Genomic DNA, 18,321 nt, shown 5'->3' with positions numbered 1-18,321 from the left:
CGCGCCTCAGATGTTGTTGGTCTGCAACCACATTTCCAGCAGCGCCACCTGCCAGAGCTCGGAGCCGCGCAAGGGCGTGATATGCGCGGTCGGATCGGCGAACAGGGTATCGAGATATTCCTGCTGGAACAGGCCGCGCTCGCGGGCCGCCTGCGAGGACAGTGCGTCGCGCACCATGTCGAGATAGGGACCCTGGATGTATTTGAGCTGGGGAACGGGGAAGTAGCCCTTCTTGCGGTCGATCACCGCGCTGGGCACCACCTGCCGCGCCGCTTCCTTCAGAACGCCCTTGCCGCCCTGAGCCAGCTTGTGCTCCGGCGGGATCGTGGCGGCCAGTTCCACCAGCTCATGGTCGAGGAACGGCACCCGGGCCTCCAGCCCCCAGGCCATGGTCATGTTGTCGACCCGCTTGACCGGATCGTCGACCAGCATGATTTCCGAATCCAGCCGCAAGGCCCGGTCGACCGGCGTTTCCGCGCCAGCCTGCATCAGATGGGCGGCGACGAATTCCCGGGAGGCATCGGTCTGCGCCAGCCACTCCGGCGAAAGCTGGCGGGCGAGCGTTTCATGGCTCCGGTCGAAGAAGACGCGGGCATAATCCGACACCACGTCATTGGAGCCGGCAAGCGGCGGGTACCAGTGATAGCCGCCGAACACCTCATCCGCGCCCTGGCCCGATTGCACCACCTTGATGTGCTTGGAGACCTCGCGGCTCAACAGATAGAAGCCGATGTTGTCGTAGGAGACCATCGGCTCGGACATGGCGGCGATGGTGTCGGGCAGGGCCCCCATCAGATCGGCCGAGGGCACGAAGATCTGATGATGGTCGGTGGCGAAATGCTTGGCGATCAGGTCCGAATAGACAAATTCGTCGCCCTTCTCGCCATTGGCTCCTTCAAAGCCGATGGAGAAGGTCATCAGCTCCTTCTGCCCTTGCTCGGCCAGAAGCCCGACGATCATGCTGGAATCGACGCCGCCGGACAGGAGCACGCCGACCGGAACGTCGGACACCATGCGCCGGCGCACGGCCAGGCGCAGCGCTTCCAGTACCCGGTCGCGCCAATCCTCCGCGGTAAGTTCGGCATGCGCCTCGCGCCTTGCATATTCCGCCGACCAGTAGCGGGTTTCCCGGCTGGTGCCATCGGCCTCGATGCGCCGGACCGTTGCCGGCGGCAGCTTGCGCACACCTGAAAGAATGGTGCGCGGCGCCGGCACCACAGCATGAAAGCTCATGTAGTTGTGCAGGGCCGCCGGGTCGATGCCGGTGTCCACGTCACCGGCTTCGAGGAGTGCCGGCAGCGAGGAGGCGAAGCGCAGGCGCTGGCCCGTCTCCGTCAGGTAGAGCGGCTTGATGCCGAACCGGTCGCGCGCCAGCGTCACCGAGCCGTCGCGGCGGTCGAGAATGGCGAAGGCGAACATGCCATGGAACCGTTTGACGCAATCCGCGCCCCAGGCGTGGAAGGCCTTGAGGATGACTTCGGTGTCGCCGTGGGAGAAAAAGGAATAGCCCTTTTCCTCCAGTTCCTTGCGCAGTTCCGGATAGTTGTAGATGCAGCCGTTGAAGACGAGCGACAGATCGAGATGCGGGTCGGCCATCGGCTGGGCCGCCTTGTCCGACAGGTCGATGATCTTCAACCGGCGATGGCCGAGCGCCACCGGTCCTTGCGCCAGGATGCCGGAACTGTCGGGGCCGCGTGGCGCCAGTCGCTCGGTCATCCGGGCCACGGCCCGGGCATCGGCAAACTGTCCGTCGAAGCGAATTTCACCGGCAATTCCACACATATCTGGTTGGCACCTTTTCGTTTTCCGTCATGTCTTCAGATCCAGCAGCCTCACATGGTCAGGTGACCGTTTTGTGTGCGCTGCAGGATAAGTCGGCGAATAGTTAGTACACGAATGATTTGAAATCAAATATTTCGTGGTGTAACGAGCGAGGGGGAGGCATCTGGAGAAAAACATGTCGCGACAGAATGAGACCGCGCCGGCGGATCCGGTAACCGTCGTGCGGTCGATCCGCCGGATCGTGCGGGCGATGGATGTGCGCTCCAAGCGCGTGGCGCGGGAGACCGGTCTGACCATCCCGCAGATCGTCGTGCTTCAGGCGGTGCGGGATTTCGAGGCGGCGACCACGGCGGCGATCTCGCGGCACGCCAACATCAGCGCGGCGACCACGGTGACCATTCTGGAAAAGCTGGAAGCGCGCGGCATCGTCGAGCGGCACCGCAGCACGGTCGACCGGCGGATTGTCCATTCGCGGCTGACCGAGCGGGGGCGGGCGCTTCTCGCCGAAGCGCCGCCATTGTTTCACGAAGCGTTCTTCGCCCGTTTTGGCGAGTTGCCGCCGGAGGAGCAGGCGACCATCGTCCGCGCCTTTTGCACCGTGGCCGATATTCTCGACCCGGATAAGGTGCCTGTCGGCACCGAGGCGGGGATTTCCGTGTAAGACGGCAACGCGCCCCCGGCCGGAAAGGGCGGAGGCGCGTCAGGCAGGCAGAGCCAATAAACGTGGGGTTGAACCTCAGCCAAGAACCTCGGTGACCGCATCGCGGGTTGCCGCGACGATCGTGTCGGCTTCCTCAAGGGTCAGGCAGAGCGGCGGGGCGAAACCGAGGATATCGCCTTGCGGCATCGCCCGGGCGATCACGCCGCGGCGCAGCATGGCCGCGGACAGCGCCGCGCCGACCTTCTTGCCTGGATCGAAGAAGCGGCGGCTGGCCTTGTCCTCGACCACCTCCACGGCACACAGCAAACCTTCACCGCGCACGTCGCCCACATGGGCGTGGTCGCCAAGTGCCGTGCGCATTTCGGCGTTGAAATAGGCACCGGTTTCCGCCGCATTGGCCACGAGCCCGAGCTCGTCGATCAGCTTGAGATTGGCAACCCCCGCTGCCGCGCCGATCGGGTGGGCGGAATAGGTCCAGCCATGGCCGATCGGCCCGTTCTCGTCGGTGCCCTGTTCCAGCACCTTCCACACCCTGTCGGCAATGATCGAGCCGGACAGCGGCGCATAGGCCGAGGTCAACCCCTTGGCGATGGTGATAATATCCGCCTCGATGGCGTAGTGGTCGGCGCCGAACATACTGCCCAGACGCCCGAAGCCGGTGACCACCTCGTCGGCGATCAGCAGGATGTCGTGCCGCTTGAGCACCGCCTGGATCGCCGGCCAGTAACCGGCGGGCGGGGGTACGATGCCGCCGGTGCCGAGCATCGGCTCGCCGATGAAGGCGGCGATGGTGTCGGCGCCTTCGCGGTCGATCAGCGCTTCAAGCTCGGCGACGCAATGGGCGACGAAATCCGCCTCGCTCATGTCGAGGTCGGCCCGGCGGAAATAATCCGGCGCCTCGGTGTGCAGCACCTGCGCCAGCGGCAGGTCGAACTTCTTGTGAAACAGCTCAAGCCCGGTCAGGGAGCCGGTCATCAGCCCGGAACCGTGATAGCCGCGCCAGCGGGAGATGATCTTCTTCTTCTCCGGCCGGCCGAGGATGTTGTTGTAATACCAGACCAGCTTGACGTTGGTCTCGTTGGCATCGGATCCGCCGAGGCCGAAATAGACCTTGGACATGTTGGCCGGAGCCCGGTCCAGCACCATCTTTGCCAGGGTGATGGAGGCTTCCGTGCCGTGGCCCACATAGGCGTGATAATAGGCCAGTTCCCGCGCCTGGGCGGCAATCGCCTCGGCGATCTCGCTGCGGCCATAGCCGACATTGACGCAGTAAAGCCCGGCAAAGGCATCCAGAAGGCGCGTTCCGTCCCGGTCGGAGATGTAGACGCCTTCGCCGCTGGAGATGACCCGGCCGGGAGCCTCACCCCGCGCATGTTGGGCCAGATGGGTCGAGGGGTGGAAGAAATTCTCCCGGTCCCATTGCGCGAGTTGGTCGTTGGTCAGCATTTCTCTCTCCCTCAAATGACCTTATGGCTGGGCCGTTTTGGCGCCGGCGAACCTGAAAAGATGGCCGGTCCGTCGCGGTTGTCCGTGAGCATAGCCCTGTCGCAAGGCGTGCGACAGCCGATGGAATCACCGCGCACCCGGCGGCGTGCCGGAGCCGCTGCCTGCATCGGTCGGAGGATGGGCCGGAACGGGCCGAACATGCATCTGAAGAGGGGCCGGGCGGCCAGACGATCCGTCTTTTTTGAGGGGCGTTGCCGGTCCGTTCAGTCTGCGGCCGAAAGCAGGGTATCGAAGGGCAGAACGTGGCCGGTCTTGATCGGCTTGGTGACGATATAGGTGTAGTAGCGGGCAAGCCCCAGCCCCTGATCGAGCAGCCGGTCGATCAGCGCCTGATAGCTCTCCACATCGCGCGTCACCACCTGAAGCAGGTAGTCGAAGCCACCGCCAAGCGCCCAGCACTGGACGATTTCCGGATAGGTGGTCACTGCCCGTTCGAATGCCTGGAACGCAGCGGAATTGTGGGTTTCCAGCTCCAGGGTGACGAAGACGGTGACATGCGGGGCGGTTTTGCGCAGTGAAATTTCGGCGCGGTAGCCCTCGATGATACCGGCTTTTTCAAGCCGCTTCAGTCGCTCCCAACAGGGCGTCGGGCTGAGGTTGATACGCTTGGCCAGCGCCGCCTTGGACAGGCGGCCCTCTTCACTCAGAACCTTCAGGATGGCGATATCGCGGTCGTCGAGGCGGATCATACCGGGCGTCATAGCGGGCATCGGCGGGCCCTGTCCATCGCCGCGTCTAGCTGTTGTGGGGGAGGGGCGCGTAAAAAACCGTCTGTCCAACCGCCGGTGGGCCTGTGTAACAATTCGCGCCGGGAGAAATGGCAGGCTTTTGGGGAGGCGATATGCCGGCGAGTGAACTTCCATTCACAGATGGGGAATATGGGCGGCGCCTTGCAAAGGTGCGCGCGGCGATGGCGGATGCGGGGCTGGACCTCCTGTTCATCGAGGATCCGTCGAACATCGCCTGGCTGACCGGCTACGACGGTTGGTCGTTCTATGTCCATCAGGGGGTGTTGGTCTTCCATGACGAGGACCCGATCTGGTGGGGGCGGAGCCAGGACGCCAATGGCGCGGTGCGCACCGTGTGGATGGCGGATGACCGGGTGGCGGCCTATCCGGACCAGTACGTCCAGTCGACCGTGCGCCATCCGATGGAGACGCTGGCCGCCATCATCCGCGACAAGGGGTATGGAGGGCGCCGCATCGGCCTTGAACTGGAGAATTACTATTTCTCGGCAAAGGCCTATCTGACCCTCAAGGCGGAATTGCCGGAAGCGGAACTGGCGGACGCCACCGCCCTGGTCAACTGGCAGCGGGCGGTGAAATCCGACGAGGAAATCGTCTTCATGCGCCGCGCGGCGCGCATCTCCGAAAAAATCATCGACGGGATCGTCTCGCGCATTCGTCCGGGCATGAAGAAGACCGATCTCGTTGCCGATATCTATGCCGATGCCATTCGCGGAACCGATGATGCCTGGGGCGACTATCCGGCCATCGTGCCGCTGTTGCCGAGCGGATCGGACGCCGCCGCGCCGCATCTGACCTGGGATGGACGGCTGATCGAACGCGACATGGCGACTTTCTTCGAAATCGCCGGTTGCTACCGCCGCTATCACGCCCCGTTCTGCCGGACGGTGTTCATCGGAACGCCGCCGCAATACCTGCGCGACGCGGAAGCGGCGCTGGTGGAGGGGCTGGAAGCCGGGCTCGATGCCGCTCGTGCCGGCAACACCGCGGCCGACATCGCCCGTGCCCTTGCCGCGCCGCTGGAGCGCGCCGGCATCGAGCGGAGCGCCCGGTGCGGTTATCCCATCGGCATCTCTTATCCGCCCGACTGGGGGGAGCGCACCGTTTCGCTGCGGCCGGAGGATGACACGGTGCTGGAGCCGGGCATGACCTTTCATTTCATGCCCGGTCTTTGGATGCAGGATTGGGGGCTGGAGATCACCGAAAGCATCCTGATCACCCCCGAGGGACCGGCGGAATGCTTGTGCCAGCGCCCGCGTGCGCTTTACGTCCAGGATTGAGACGGGATGACGCTGCTTGACGACACGCGGGCGATCCTCGCCGACCTGATTGCCTTTCCGACCATCTCTTCGGAAAGCAATCTGGAGCTGATCGCCTACGCCGCCGACCGGTTGGGGGCGCTGGGCGCACGGATCTCCGTGATGCGCGATGACAGCGGCCGCAAGGCCAATCTGTTCGCCACCCTCGGACCGGACACCGGCGGCGGCATCGTTCTGTCCGGCCACAGCGATGTGGTGCCGGTGGCCGATCAGAACTGGTCCTCCGATCCGTTCACACTGCGCGAGGCGGAAGGGCGGCTCTACGGTCGGGGCAGCTGCGATATGAAGGGCTTCATCGCCGCCTGTCTTGCGGTGGCGCCGCGCTATGCGGCGGCGGAGCTGCGCCGACCGGTGCATATCTGCCTGACCTATGACGAGGAGGTCGGGTGCCTCGGTGCCCGGCATCTGGTCGATGAGCTCGCCGTCCAGGATCTGAGGCCAGCGGTCGCCATCATCGGCGAGCCGACCGGGATGAAGATCATCGAGGGGCACAAGGGCTGCTGTGAATACACCACCGTGTTCACCGGCGTTGAAGGGCATGGCTCGCTGCCGCACCGGGGAGTGAATGCGGTGGAATACGCGGTGCGCTACGTCGCGCGGCTGATGGAGCTGCGTGAGGAGTTGAAGCGCGGGGCGCCGTCGGACAGCCGGTTCGATCCGCCCTTTACCACCGTTCAGGTCGGCCGGCTGATCGGCGGTGTCGCCCACAATGTGATCCCCGGCCATTGCGTGCTCGATTGGGAGATGCGTCCCGTTCGGCCGCAGGACCGTGCGCGGGTTCTGGAGGACATTGAGGCTTTTGCCCGGGACAGCCTGCTGCCGGAGATGCGCGCGGTGGCACCGGATGCGGCCATCGTCACCCATGTGGTCGGCGAGGTGGAGGGGTTGCTGCCGACGAGCGACAACGAGGCCCGGGCGATTCTGTCCGAACTGACTGGCGCCAATGATGCCGGTGTCGTGTCCTTCGGCACCGAGGCGGGGTTGTTCCAGTCGCTCGGCATGTCGGTGGTGGTTTGCGGTCCCGGCTCGATTGAACAGGCGCACAAGCCCGACGAGTTTGTCAGTCTCGACCAGCTCGATGCCTGTCTTGCCATGCTTCTTGGGCTGGAGCGCAAGCTGGCGGGGTAGAGACGGCGGGTTCCGGCATGTGCGGGCGAAGTGCCTTCGGACCATTCCGATGTTGCTTTGAGCGGCGAAATCATTACGTCTAGGCGCAACGGCCGCGCCGGATGCGCGCGGCGATCTATCGACCGGGGCCATTCGTCAATGGAGCAGCTGAAACTCGCCGCACTCGACGCGGAGGATCTTGCCGTGATTTCCGCGCAGGTGCAGGACGCCGTTCTGAAGGTGGGCGACATCCGCTATTATCCGGCGGACCGGCAACTGGTGCTGGTGATGAACCGTTTCGCCTGGGACATGGAAGACGGGCGCGCGCGCAAGAGCCATGAACGGCGCCGCGCCGCATTGTCCTTCGCCCGCGTCAGCGCGCTCAAGGCGCAGAACATCCGTCAGGACGCCAAGGACGCGGTGCTGTCGCTGCTGGCGGTTGAGTTCGAGGAAGGCGAGGCGCCGGCCGGCCATCTGCGATTGGTCTTTGCCGGCGGCGGCACGCTCTCCGCCGAGGCCGAATGCATCGAGGCGCGGCTGACCGATCTTGGAGCGGCCTGGGAAACCGAACATCGTCCAAGCCACGATATCGGCTGATCGCCGGGCGCGCGGGGCGGCAATTTGCCTCGCGGGGATTGCGCGACGCCGCATCCTGCCCTATCCGCCCTTGGTGAAAAGGGCAGGGAAGAGCGAGCCCGGCCACCCTGGACATGGCGCGCTGCTCTTCCTGTTTTCCTGAAATCTCCGTCCGGAAGCCGGAGCGGACCCCAACTGGAGAGACGATCTTGGCCCAGCGGCTTGCGACCTCGGATGACACCTTTAGCCAGGATTTCGCGGCGCTGCTCGCCGGCAAGCGCGAAGCGTCGGTCGATGTCGATGCGGCGGTGCGCGACATTCTGGAGGATGTGCGCAGCCATGGCGATGCGGCGGTGCTGCGCTACACCGAGCGCTTCGACCGGTTGGCCGCGACCAGCATGGCGGAGTTGACGGTCTCGGCCGATGAGATCGCGGCTGCGGTCGCGGCGGTGCCGGCAGAAACGCTGGCCGCGCTGACGCTGGCCCGTGATCGGATCGCCTCCCACCACCGCCGGCAGATGCCGGAGGATGACCGCTACACCGACGCGATCGGCGTCGAACTCGGCTCGCGCTGGACGGCGATTGAGTCGGTCGGGCTCTACGTGCCGGGCGGAACGGCGAGCTACCCGTCCTCGGTGCTGATGAACGCGGTTCCGGCCAAGGTCGCCGGTGTGGAGCGTATCGCCATGGTGGTGCCGAGCCCCGATGGCGTGCTCAACCCGCTGGTGCTTGCCGCCGCTCATCTGGCCGGCGTTGAGGAGATCTACCGCATCGGCGGCGCGCAGGCGGTGGCCGCGCTTGCCTTCGGCACCGAGACCATTCCCGCCGTGTCCAAGATCGTCGGCCCGGGCAATGCCTTCGTGGCGGCGGCCAAGCGGCGGGTGTTCGGCACGGTCGGCATCGACATGATCGCCGGGCCGTCGGAAATCCTCGTGGTGGCCGATGGCGAGAACGATCCGGACTGGATCGCAGCCGACCTTCTGTCCCAGGCCGAGCACGATGAGAGCGCCCAGTCGATCCTGATCACCGACGATGCCGGTTTCGCCACGGCGGTGGAAGGCGCGCTCGAGCGCCAGCTTGCCCGGTTGCCCCGGGTGGAGGTCGCCGGTGCGAGCTGGCGCGATTTCGGCGCGGTGATTCTGGTGGACGACATGGCCGAGGCGCCGGCGCTGGTCGATGCCATCGCGCCGGAGCATCTGGAACTGGCCGTGGCCGATCCGGAAGCCCTGTTCGTTCGAATCCGCAATGCAGGTGCCGCGTTCCTGGGGCGCTACACCCCCGAGGCCATCGGCGATTATATCGGCGGGTCGAACCACGTGTTGCCGACGGCGCGCTCCGCGCGCTTCTCCTCCGGCCTGTCGGTGCTGGATTTCGTCAAACGCACCTCGGTGCTGCGCTGCACGGCGGAAAGCCTGCGCGAGCTCGGTCCGGCGGCGATTGCCCTGGCCGAGGCGGAGGGGCTGTCGGCCCATGGCCGGTCGGTGGCCCAGCGGCTCAATCTCTAGGTTGGCTTGGATGGAAGGTGGATCTCCGGCTTGTCGGGAGGGCCTCCGGCACGCTAGGTGTGGGAAATGGGCGTGACGGGGGACGGGAACCATCCATGACTTCATCGCAGCAAGCGGTCAGGACCAATGCGGCCCGGCTGGTCGCGGTCGAGCTTGACGAGGATTCCATTGTTCGCTCGACGCCCGATATCGAGCACGAGCGGGCGGTGGCGATCTATGACCTGATCGACGAGAATGAGTTCGCCCCCGAAGGTGTTGGCGAGGGGCCGTTCCGCCTGCGCCTGTCGCTGGTGGAAAAACGTCTGGTCTTCGCTATTTCCCAGGAAAATGGCGAGCCGGTCGTCACCCATGTTCTGTCCCTGACGCCGCTGCGCAAGGTGGTGAAGGACTATTTCATGATCTGCGAAAGCTATTTCGAGGCGATCAAGAGCGCCACGCCGAGCCAGATCGAGGCCATCGACATGGGCCGGCGGGGGGTTCACAACGAGGGGTCGCAGATCCTGATGGAGCGCCTTGAGGGGAAGGTTCGCGTCGACATGCAGACGGCGCGGCGCCTGTTTACCCTGGTCTGCGCGCTGCACTGGAAGGGGTGAGAGCGGTGACGCGGCCGGGACAGGTGCCCGGTGCCGTCCTGTTCGCCTGCGGCATGAACGCGGTGCGATCCCCGATGGCTGCGGCGCTGACCCGCCTGCTTTTCCCGCAGCGGATCTATGTCAAATCCTGCGGCGTGCGCGAGGGCGAGCCCGATCCGTTTGTCGACGCGGTGATGCAGGAAGTGGGCTGCGATCTGTCGCGGCACCGACCCAAGACCTTCGAGCAACTTGATGAATCCGGTTTTGATCTGGTGATTTCCCTGGCGCCGGAAGCCCATCACAAGGCGCTGGAGATGACGCGGACGGAGGCCGTGGAGGTTGAATACTGGCCGACCCCCGACCCGACCCTTGCCACCGGCTCGCGCGAGCAGATTCTTTCCAGTTACCGCGAGGTGCGAGATCTGCTACAGACGCGGATCAAGAAGCGGTTTGGCTGGACGCCGACCCCCGGCGGTTGATGATCCGGGTACGGATGCCGTTGCGGAGAAAACGCCGCGATTTCGCGTAAACCTGCCTGTTCCCTTTCTTGTTGCGATCCGTTAGGTTCGCCGCCACATCTAGCATGACAATCAGGAATCCATATGGCTAAGGAAGAAGTCCTCGAGTTTCCGGGGGTGGTTTCGGAACTGCTCCCCAATGCGACCTTTCGAGTGAAGCTGGAAAACGACCACGAGATTATTGCCCATACCGCTGGCCGGATGCGCAAGAACCGGATTCGCGTGCTCGCCGGTGACCGCGTTCTGGTGGAAATGACGCCCTACGACCTGACCAAGGGCCGCATCACCTATCGTTTCAAGTGATCCTGCCTGTCGTCGCCGCCCCGGTGGCCACGCGGCGGACCGAGAGGCCGCGCCTGACATGACCGACCGTCCCCAGCTTGTCCTGGCGTCCGCCTCGCCGCGGCGTCTTGCGCTGTTGCAGCAGATCGGGATCGACCCGGACACGCTCATGCCGGCGGATATCGACGAGACCCCGCGCAAGGGCGAGACCCCGCGCGCGCTGGCTCAGCGGTTGGCACGCACCAAGGCCGAGGTGGCGCGCCGCGCCGCCGATCGGGTTGAGGAGAACATCGACGGGCTGGTGCTGGCCGCCGATACGGTTGTCGCCGTCGGTCGGCGCATTCTGCCAAAGGCGGAAACCCGCGACGAGGCGGAAGCTTGCCTGCAATTGCTGTCCGGGCGTGGACATCGGGTCTACACGGGGCTGTGCGTCAGCGCGCCGAAGGATGTCGTCCGTCAGCGTCTCGTGGAGACGCGGGTGCGCTTCAAGCGCCTGTCGCGCGCCGAGATCGATGCCTATCTGGCGAGCGGTGAATGGCGGGGCAAGGCGGGCGGCTATGCCATTCAGGGGCTCGCTGGTGCCTTCGTGGTCAAGCTGACCGGCTCCTACTCCAATGTGGTCGGCCTGCCGCTACAGGAAACCTCGGCCCTGCTCGGCGGTTTGAAGTATCCGGTTCTGGGGTCCTGGCACGATCCGGCGCGGGTCCGCGCCTGATCGTCTGCGCGCCAGTGCCGGGGTCCTTGGCATTGCAGGCGGTCGACGGCCGCGCCACACTGACATAAAGTTGAGCCAGGCATGGCTCGGTCCATACGGGAAATGGCATGACGGATTCTGAGGACAAGAAGACCGCACAGCGGCCCGTGCGGCCCTGTCCGCAATGCGGAAAGCTGTCGCTGGAGGCCTTCTACCCCTTCTGCTCCAAGCGCTGCGCCGATGTGGATCTCAATCGCTGGCTCTCGGGCAGCTACAGCGTGCCTGTTGTCGAGCTCGAGCCGGAAGATCTGGAGGAACTCGCGCGTCGGCAGGAGGAAGGCTGACCCTGACCGGGGAGACAGGACGATGCATCGCGGATCACTGTGATCCCGATCACGTCGTCTTGCTGCAACGAGGTTTAGTGTTGGTTCCGCGCATGGTGACATGCGGCGAACGTTCTGGAGGCTGATACGATGCGCCGTCGCTGTTCCCTTCGTCTGTCTCGTGCCGCCATTCTGCTTCTGCCGGCTTTGCTGGTTGCCGGGAGCGCCGCCGGTGCCCGGGCCGAGAACGGGGTGGGGGTCGCCAGCGCTGTCGACCAGAGCGCTCGGAGCCAGCGCGGCGCCGGCCCGCTGAAGACCGTGCGGATCGGCAAGACGCTGTTCCAGAACGAGCGCATTCGCACCGGCGGCAAGGGGCTTGTCCAGATCCTCCTCGCCGATGGGTCGAATTTCCTCATTGGCCGGAATTCCGATCTGGTGATCGATGAGTTCGTCTATCAGCCGGCGGGCAACAGCCGGATGATCGCCACCTTCGGCAAGGGCGTTGCCCGCTATGTTGGCGGCAAGCTGTCGAAGAGGCGTGGCGGTGTGACGATCCGCACCCGGCAAGGCACCATCGGCGTGCGCGGCGGCATGGCCAACCTGCTCGATGACGGCGATCGGTCTATTTATTCGTTCCTGTTCGGCAAGGACCTGACCTTTGTCGGCCGGGATGGCCGCAAGCTGCGTGTCTATCGTCCCGGTTTCGCGATTGAGGCAAGTGGTGGCGCCGGACGTGTGATCCGGACGCCGCCCTCAATGATCCGCGAGGTGGCGCAGTTGCTGACCGGGCGGGGCGGATCTGGCCGGCCGCCCTCCGAAGCCGCATTGCAACACTTTTCCAGCGTCAACTCCGCGATGCCGCCGCAGCCGGGTCAGCCGATCCCGGCGCCGGTGATCCTGTCCAATCCGCGCCGCGCGCCGGATGGCTACGTCGACTACAACCGCGCTAGCCAGGCCTATGCCGGCCCCCGAAAGGTTCTTTGCACCTACGGGTGCTGAGCTGCTTCCGGCGCACCCGGCTCCCCTTCCGCACCTGACCACCACTCCCGATTGCCGGCGGGCCTGCGCACCCGCGGCGTTGTTGGCTGCATGATGCCAGCGGTGAATTGCGAAGAGAACCTGCTCTGTCGCAGTGCTTTCACTGGACCTCTTCAAGCCATGGTGGCACTGTTTGCCTGCCGGTTTCGGGGGGCGCTGCCTTCTTTTTCACGGCGTCCCGGAAGGCCCCGGCATGTCAGTGGGGCCGGCCTGTCAATTGGGAGAGATGGTCTATGAAACGATTGGTTTATGGATTGAGCCTGGCGCTGCTCGGGCTGGGCGCGACACCCTCACAGGCCGACTATGCGCTGACCATCCTGCATATCAACGACCTGCATTCCCGCCTCGAACCGATCACCAAATACGATTCCACTTGCGCCGCCGACGATGATGCCGAGGGCAAGTGCTTTGGTGGGATCGCCCGGGTCAAGGCGAAGGTCGACGAACGCCGCGCCGCGCTGGCTGCGGAGGGCAAGAACGTCATTACCCTCGATGCCGGCGACCAGTTTCAGGGCTCGCTGTTCTACTCCACCTACAAGGGCAAGGCGGCGGCCGAGTTCATGAATGCCATCGGTTTCGACGCCATGGCCGTGGGCAATCATGAGTTCGACGATGGTCCGCAAGGGCTGGCGGATTTTCTTGAAAAGGTCGAGTTCCCGGTTCTGTCGGGCAACATTGGCGTGGAGAACGAGCCGTCGCTGAAGGGGAAGGTGCCGGGGTCGGTTATCCTCGATGTCGGCGGACAGAAGGTCGGCATCGTGTCCGTCCTTGCCGAAGATACGGCCGAGACCTCCTCGCCGGGCAAGAATGTCGGTTTCTTGAAGGCGGAGACCTATCTCAAGGGGGCGGTCGAGGGCATGGAGGCCGCAGGGGTCGACAAGATCATCGCCCTGACCCATGTTGGTCTGCCGCGCGATCTGGAGGTTGCCTCGCGGGTGCCGGGCATCGACCTGATCGTCGGTGGTCACTCGCACACGCTGCTGTCCAATACCGACAAGAAAGCGGCCGGACCCTATCCGGTGCTGGTGCAGAACCCGCGCGGTCGCCAGGTGCCGGTCGTCCAGGCCTATGCCTATGGCAAGTACCTCGGCGAAATCGAGGTGGTGTTCGATGATGATGGCAACGTTGTCTCCGCCGCAGGCAACCCGATCCTGCTGGATGCCTCCGTGCCGGCCGACAAGGAGGTGGCCGCCCGGGTGGCGGAACTTGCCGTGCCGCTGGAGGAGTTGCGCACCAAGGTCATCGGCAGCACCAGTGACACGATCGACGGATCGCGCGACAGCTGCCGCTTGCAGGAATGCACCATGGGTAACCTTGTGGCCGATGCCATGCTGGCCCGGGTCAAGGATCAGGGCGTGCAGATCGCAATTCAGAACGGCGGTGGGTTGCGCGCTTCCATCGACGCCGGGGAGGTGACCATGGGCGAGGTCATCACCGTACTGCCGTTTCAGAACACGCTTTCAACCTTCCAGCTCAAGGGCAGCGATGTGATCGCCGCGCTGGAAAACGGTGTGTCGCTGGTGGAGGAGGCGGCCGGCCGTTTCCCGCAAGTTGCCGGCATTCGCTATTCCTGGACCCGGGCGCGCAAGCCCAAGGAGGGGCGGATCATCTCTGTTGAAGTCGAGGAGGAGGGCAACTGGGTCCCGCTCGACCCGGAGAAGGTCTATGGCGTCGTGTCGAACAACTACATGCGCGGCGGCGGCGATGGCTATCGCATCTTCGCCGATGCCGGTGCCAATGCCTATGACTATGGCCCGGGCCTTGAAGAGGTGGTCGCCGAGTATGTCGGAAACCTGCAAGGCGGCTACACGCCGTATCTGGACGGGCGCGTGCGCGAAGTGAAATAGCGCCGGGCGATCACCCCCGGGGCGGCGCGGTTTAGCGCCGATTTTCTGCGACGCCGCCCGGGGCTCCGGGCGGCGTTTTTCGTTCCCGTCGCTCTGGAGCCAAGGGAGAGCGCTGTGTTGTGTCAGGGCAACAGGTGCCGGTAAACCGGGTTGAGAGCGGCCGCTGAGCAGGACTCATCAGGAGCCTTCACCTAGAGTTATGTTCGGTTTTCTGAAAGCCTCCGGGAGGGTGCGGTGAGCGCAATGCGCGGCCGGTCGAATGTGTGTCTGGTGTCCGGTCTTGCGTTGTTTGTCGCCTGGGGGGCGGCAAGCGCGCCCGCGTGTGCGGAAGCGGACCTGTCCGGAATGGCCGCGCCTGCGACGGAAAATCCGGCGCTGCTTGCCCGTCAGGCGGAGCTTCTTGCCGCGATGCTGCGTGATCCGTCAAATCTCGACATCGCCTTCGAATATGCCGAGCTATCCTCCCGGATCGGGGATCTGGAAGCAGCCGTCGGCACTCTTGAGCGGATGCTGATCTATGCGCCGGGCGAGCCGCGTATTCGGCTGGAGCTGGGGGCGCTCTATTTCCGCCTCGGGTCCTTTGACATGGCCCGGGTGCATTTCGAGGCTGTGGCACAGACGCCCGGCGTTCCCGACGAGGTCGCCGCACGGGCTGAGACCTTTTTGACGGAAATCGACGGGCAAGAGGCGCCGGCGACGCTGTCCGCGACGCTGATGACCGGTGTGCGCTATCAGACCAATGCCAATGCCGGTCCCGGCGGGCGCGTGGTGGTTCTGAACGGACTTCCCTATCTGCTCGACAACACCGCGGCCGGCAAGCCGGACTGGAACGTGTTCGTCGCCGGCAACGTGCATGGTGCCTATGACCTTGGCAATCAGGGCGATCTGCTGGAAGCCGATCTCCTGTTCTATGGCGGGCGCTATCTGGATATCACCCGGCTCAACACCGAATTGGCCGAACTGACCGTTGGCCCATCCTTCAATCTCGCTCGGTTCGACATCGACGATGCGCGCCTTGGTGTCTATGGCATCTTCGGCGGTGTGCGCCTGAACGATGGCAACTACTCTGGCGCGATCGGTGCCGGCACGCGGTTCGCCATCCTGCCGTCATCGCTCTCCAGTGTGACCGGCCGCGTCGAGTTCCGCCGGCGCTGGTTCCGCGACACGGTGACCTATCCTTCAGTCAGCAATCGGGATGGCTATCAACTGCTGGCCCAAATCACCCATACCCGGCAAATAACGGAAAACTGGGCGGTGCGCGGCACGCTGCTGGGCGACTTCGAGGAAGCGAGCGCGAATTTCGAGCAGAGCTGGGAGCTGGGTGCCGCACTCGGCGCGACCTATGCCTTCGCGTCGCCGATCGAGCGGCTGGAACTGCCTTGGCTGCTGGACGCTGATGCGGGCTACATCCGGCGCCAGTTCGCGGCTCCAGATCCATCGGTGAGCCTCACCGAAAACGAATACGACAATGAGTTCTGGCTGCGTGGAGCGGTGACGGTTCCGCTGCGTGCCGATGTCGCCCTAGCGCTGACCGCCGAATTCCGGCGGATGCAGTCCAATTACCAGATCAAGGATTTTTCGAACGTTTCGACGGCGCTGAGTGTGATCAAGACCTTCTGAGGGCGGCCTACGGTCGTGATTCCTCGCCAGAGGGTGGGAGATTTGCACAGGAGAAGCGCTTGTGTGTCGATGGGTGGGACATCTTCATTTGGCGATTTTTCCGCCACTGCGATGGAGGGGGCAGGCGCTGGAAGGCGCTGAAATCAGCCGTTCCCGCAAGGAGTAACCTGGGTGTGCAGTCGGGAGAGGGGGCGGGCAGGAGGCGAAAAAATCCCGGGGTGAAAGTCACTTGTGTAAAACTTGAAGCCGGCAACTGGACAGGTCCGCAAGGGTCGTCTATAAGACCGGCACTTCGAAGCGCTCAGCACCTTTTCGCAGCGCTCGGGCCCAGGTAGCTCAGTTGGTAGAGCAGCGGATTGAAAATCCGCGTGTCGCTGGTTCGATTCCGGCCCTGGGCACCACTTACCCCATTGAAATCGTTAGAAGCTTTTTCGGGTGGCATCGCTTTTGCCCCTCGGTTTGACGGGATTTTCAATCCGGTTTGACAGTTTTTGTTCGCCGGTCGTTCACGGCGGTTTCGAAAATGGCGCCCACATCCCCCATCTTTCGGCGAAGGTCGGCGGCCTTGCTGTAGTGCCGGGCCATGTCCTCGGTCTTCTGCCCGAGCGCATCGGCAATGGTGCGATCATCGCAGCCGGCTTCGCGAAGGATCGTCGCCACGGTGTGGCGCAGGCCGTAGAGCGTGAGACCGGGTTGCACCTTGCCGGCATCCTCCAGGGCTCGGCGCAAGGTCGTCCAGGACGCCCGGAAGCCGGAGACCGTCCAGGGGCGGCCTTTCGAGTTGGCGCACAGCGTCAGGGCGTCGTGTGCCGGTGCCGCGTCCAGAATGTCTTGCAGCGGCTCGATAACCGGCCAATAGACCGGCGCGCCGGTCTTGGAGCGTTCCGTTGCAATGGCGCCGTTCTTGAAGAAGGTGCGGGGCAGGGTGAGCGCGTCTTGCGGTCCCAGGCCGGTGAACATCATCAGCCCGAGCGCCGGCAGCATTTGCGCGGGGGCAGCCTCCAGCACCGCATGCCGTTCGGCATCGCTCCAGGGGCGGTTCGCCATGGGTGCGCCGCGCTTCCGGCGCACACCTCGCACACCAAGCGCCGGGTTGACCTTCACGAACCCGCGTTCCTTGCCCCAGGAGAAGAGAAGGGAAATCACCTGTTTGACATAGGTGCCGAAGCGCGCGCCCCGTTTGGCTTCTGCCCGGTCGCGGATCTTGACCACCAGCGGCGAGGTGAATTTCGCAAGTTCGGTGTCGCGGATCGGGTAGAGGTAATCGAACACCCGTTGATAGTCGGCGCGGGTGCGCGGTGCCTTTTCCATGAAATCAGGGCTGGCGCGGTATTTCTCAATGAGCTTGCCGAGCGTTCCCGGCTTGGGTTCGCCGGCGGTGGCAAGCGCGTCGGTGATCCGCTGGCACTCGGCGAAGAAAGCTGCCGAACCAAGCGGCGCCCGGTCCAGGTCGACTTTCTGCCGCGTCTTGCGGTGGTAGCACCGCCACTTGCCGAAGCGGTCCTTGAAGATCTGGAAGCCGCGCACGCGCACCACGGTCATGGGATCAGCCCAACTTGTCGAGAATGGCGTCGTCGCTGTCGGCGTCTCCCGCCTTGAGACCGTCAAGCCATGCGTCCAGGTCGCGAGCGTCCCACAGGCGCACGCCGTTCGGCATTTCCACTGCCGTGACCGGGCAAAGGCCCTCGAATGCCTTGGCGGCCATTCCGCAGTAGCCCGCCGCATCGGATTTCTTGAGCATCCGGAACGGAGGAACATTCACTTCAATAAGGGCTCTGTTCATCGTCTCACCTCGCTTGAAAAAAGCGGTCTGCCCATGCCCGTCATGAGGTGCCAGCGGCGGCGGGCATGGGCTTCAGGCGGGACCGCGCCGCCCAGGAGGCCCGCCGCTAGATCGCGTGGCCGGTGATCAGGATGCGCCCGGTGGCGTCCGCCAGCGCGGCGGCTTCAAGCGCGGTGCCGATCCGCAGATTGGCGGTTGCGGTGATGGTCACCACCTTGGCGGTGTCGTCCCAATAGATCGGCGCACCGGCGGTCAGGGAGGCGCCGGCATCCTTGTCCAGGTCGAACACGCCATCGGTGGCGATTTCCAACTGTTCGCCTTCCGTGGCGGTCGTGGTCGCCACGCCGAACAAGTGATCGACCAGCACGCCATCCCCGGCGCTGATGCCGCCGGCCGGCGCGGTGACGGTCACGAATTTTCCCTGTTGCACGAAGTTCTTCAT

At 64.6% G+C, this 18,321-nt stretch carries 19 protein-coding genes and 1 tRNA gene; 14 read left to right on the top strand and 6 right to left on the bottom strand.

Going from position 1 to position 18,321, the window contains the following annotated elements; translation table 11 throughout:
• Positions 1-6 precede the first annotated feature (6 nt).
• On the bottom strand, positions 7-1,782 hold the full coding sequence (locus tag IEV83_RS12420; protein WP_181761714.1) for an N-acetylglutaminylglutamine amidotransferase: 1,776 nt from the start codon (positions 1,780-1,782) through the stop codon (positions 7-9).
• Positions 1,783-1,957: 175 nt separating this feature from the next.
• Between IEV83_RS12420 and IEV83_RS12415 the strand changes: the two genes are divergently transcribed.
• Positions 1,958-2,443 carry a MarR family winged helix-turn-helix transcriptional regulator gene (locus tag IEV83_RS12415; protein WP_181761713.1) on the top strand — a complete coding sequence of 162 codons (486 nt, stop codon included), beginning with the start codon at positions 1,958-1,960 and terminating at the stop codon, positions 2,441-2,443.
• A 75-nt stretch (positions 2,444-2,518) separates the two neighbouring features.
• Here IEV83_RS12415 and IEV83_RS12410 read toward each other — a convergent pair whose 3' ends face one another.
• Positions 2,519-3,889, bottom strand: a complete 1,371-nt coding sequence (locus IEV83_RS12410; RefSeq protein ID WP_181761712.1) for an aspartate aminotransferase family protein — start codon at positions 3,887-3,889, stop codon at positions 2,519-2,521.
• Positions 3,890-4,152: 263 nt separating this feature from the next.
• Positions 4,153-4,638 carry an Lrp/AsnC family transcriptional regulator gene (locus IEV83_RS12405; RefSeq protein WP_209003133.1) on the bottom strand — a complete coding sequence of 162 codons (486 nt, stop codon included), beginning with the start codon at positions 4,636-4,638 and terminating at the stop codon, positions 4,153-4,155.
• 152 nt (positions 4,639-4,790) lie between these two features.
• On the opposite strand from IEV83_RS12405, the gene doeA reads away from it, so the two are divergent.
• From doeA to IEV83_RS12340, 13 genes are all read left to right on the top strand, one after another.
• Positions 4,791-5,975, top strand: coding sequence for an ectoine hydrolase DoeA (doeA, locus tag IEV83_RS12400; RefSeq protein WP_181761710.1), 1,185 nt, complete (start codon positions 4,791-4,793; stop codon positions 5,973-5,975).
• 6 nt (positions 5,976-5,981) lie between these two features.
• Positions 5,982-7,142 carry an acetylornithine deacetylase gene (gene argE, locus IEV83_RS12395; RefSeq protein WP_181761709.1) on the top strand — a complete coding sequence of 387 codons (1,161 nt, stop codon included), beginning with the start codon at positions 5,982-5,984 and terminating at the stop codon, positions 7,140-7,142.
• Between the two features lie 138 nt (positions 7,143-7,280).
• Entirely contained in the window at positions 7,281-7,718 is a 438-nt protein-coding gene (locus IEV83_RS12390; RefSeq protein ID WP_181761708.1) for a DUF2948 family protein, read from the top strand.
• A gap of 188 nt (positions 7,719-7,906) precedes the next feature.
• Entirely contained in the window at positions 7,907-9,202 is a 1,296-nt protein-coding gene (gene hisD, locus IEV83_RS12385) for a histidinol dehydrogenase (protein ID WP_244628162.1), read from the top strand.
• Between the two features lie 95 nt (positions 9,203-9,297).
• Positions 9,298-9,795, top strand: coding sequence for a UPF0262 family protein (locus tag IEV83_RS12380; protein WP_181761706.1), 498 nt, complete (start codon positions 9,298-9,300; stop codon positions 9,793-9,795).
• A 5-nt stretch (positions 9,796-9,800) separates the two neighbouring features.
• Entirely contained in the window at positions 9,801-10,253 is a 453-nt protein-coding gene (locus IEV83_RS12375; RefSeq protein ID WP_181761705.1) for an arsenate-mycothiol transferase ArsC, read from the top strand.
• A 123-nt stretch (positions 10,254-10,376) separates the two neighbouring features.
• The gene (gene infA / locus IEV83_RS12370) at positions 10,377-10,595 is read left to right on the top strand and encodes a translation initiation factor IF-1 (protein WP_181761704.1); all 219 of its coding nucleotides are present in this window, start codon (positions 10,377-10,379) and stop codon (positions 10,593-10,595) included.
• A gap of 58 nt (positions 10,596-10,653) precedes the next feature.
• Positions 10,654-11,289 (top strand): Maf-like protein, encoded by a 636-nt coding sequence (locus IEV83_RS12365; RefSeq protein WP_181761703.1) that lies wholly within the window; start codon positions 10,654-10,656, stop codon positions 11,287-11,289.
• A 107-nt stretch (positions 11,290-11,396) separates the two neighbouring features.
• The gene (gene yacG, locus IEV83_RS12360; RefSeq protein WP_181761702.1) at positions 11,397-11,612 is read left to right on the top strand and encodes a DNA gyrase inhibitor YacG; all 216 of its coding nucleotides are present in this window, start codon (positions 11,397-11,399) and stop codon (positions 11,610-11,612) included.
• A gap of 129 nt (positions 11,613-11,741) precedes the next feature.
• Entirely contained in the window at positions 11,742-12,590 is an 849-nt protein-coding gene (locus IEV83_RS12355; protein WP_181761701.1) for a FecR family protein, read from the top strand.
• Positions 12,591-12,862: 272 nt separating this feature from the next.
• Positions 12,863-14,476 (top strand): bifunctional metallophosphatase/5'-nucleotidase, encoded by a 1,614-nt coding sequence (locus tag IEV83_RS12350; protein ID WP_181761700.1) that lies wholly within the window; start codon positions 12,863-12,865, stop codon positions 14,474-14,476.
• A gap of 234 nt (positions 14,477-14,710) precedes the next feature.
• The gene (locus tag IEV83_RS12345) at positions 14,711-16,096 is read left to right on the top strand and encodes a tetratricopeptide repeat protein (RefSeq protein WP_181761699.1); all 1,386 of its coding nucleotides are present in this window, start codon (positions 14,711-14,713) and stop codon (positions 16,094-16,096) included.
• 325 nt (positions 16,097-16,421) lie between these two features.
• Positions 16,422-16,497: transfer RNA gene (locus IEV83_RS12340), tRNA-Phe, on the top strand.
• A gap of 70 nt (positions 16,498-16,567) precedes the next feature.
• Here the strand turns inward: IEV83_RS12340 and IEV83_RS12335 are convergent.
• The 3 genes from IEV83_RS12335 to IEV83_RS12325 form a co-directional block, all read right to left on the bottom strand.
• Positions 16,568-17,638: a tyrosine-type recombinase/integrase gene (locus tag IEV83_RS12335; protein ID WP_181761698.1), complete on the bottom strand. Its 1,071-nt coding sequence runs from the start codon at positions 17,636-17,638 to the stop codon at positions 16,568-16,570.
• Between the two features lie 4 nt (positions 17,639-17,642).
• Positions 17,643-17,879 carry a hypothetical protein gene (locus IEV83_RS12330; protein WP_244628161.1) on the bottom strand — a complete coding sequence of 79 codons (237 nt, stop codon included), beginning with the start codon at positions 17,877-17,879 and terminating at the stop codon, positions 17,643-17,645.
• Between the two features lie 106 nt (positions 17,880-17,985).
• A complete protein-coding gene (locus IEV83_RS12325) occupies positions 17,986-18,321 on the bottom strand; it encodes a DUF2190 family protein (RefSeq protein WP_181761697.1) in 336 nt (111 codons plus the stop codon).

Origin of the sequence: Stappia taiwanensis, from assembly GCF_014635285.1 — a bacterium.
GTDB lineage: Bacteria > Pseudomonadota > Alphaproteobacteria > Rhizobiales > Stappiaceae > Stappia > Stappia taiwanensis.
The sequence above is the reverse complement of the archived record's forward strand: the minus strand, read 5'-3'. Positions and strand labels throughout refer to the sequence as shown.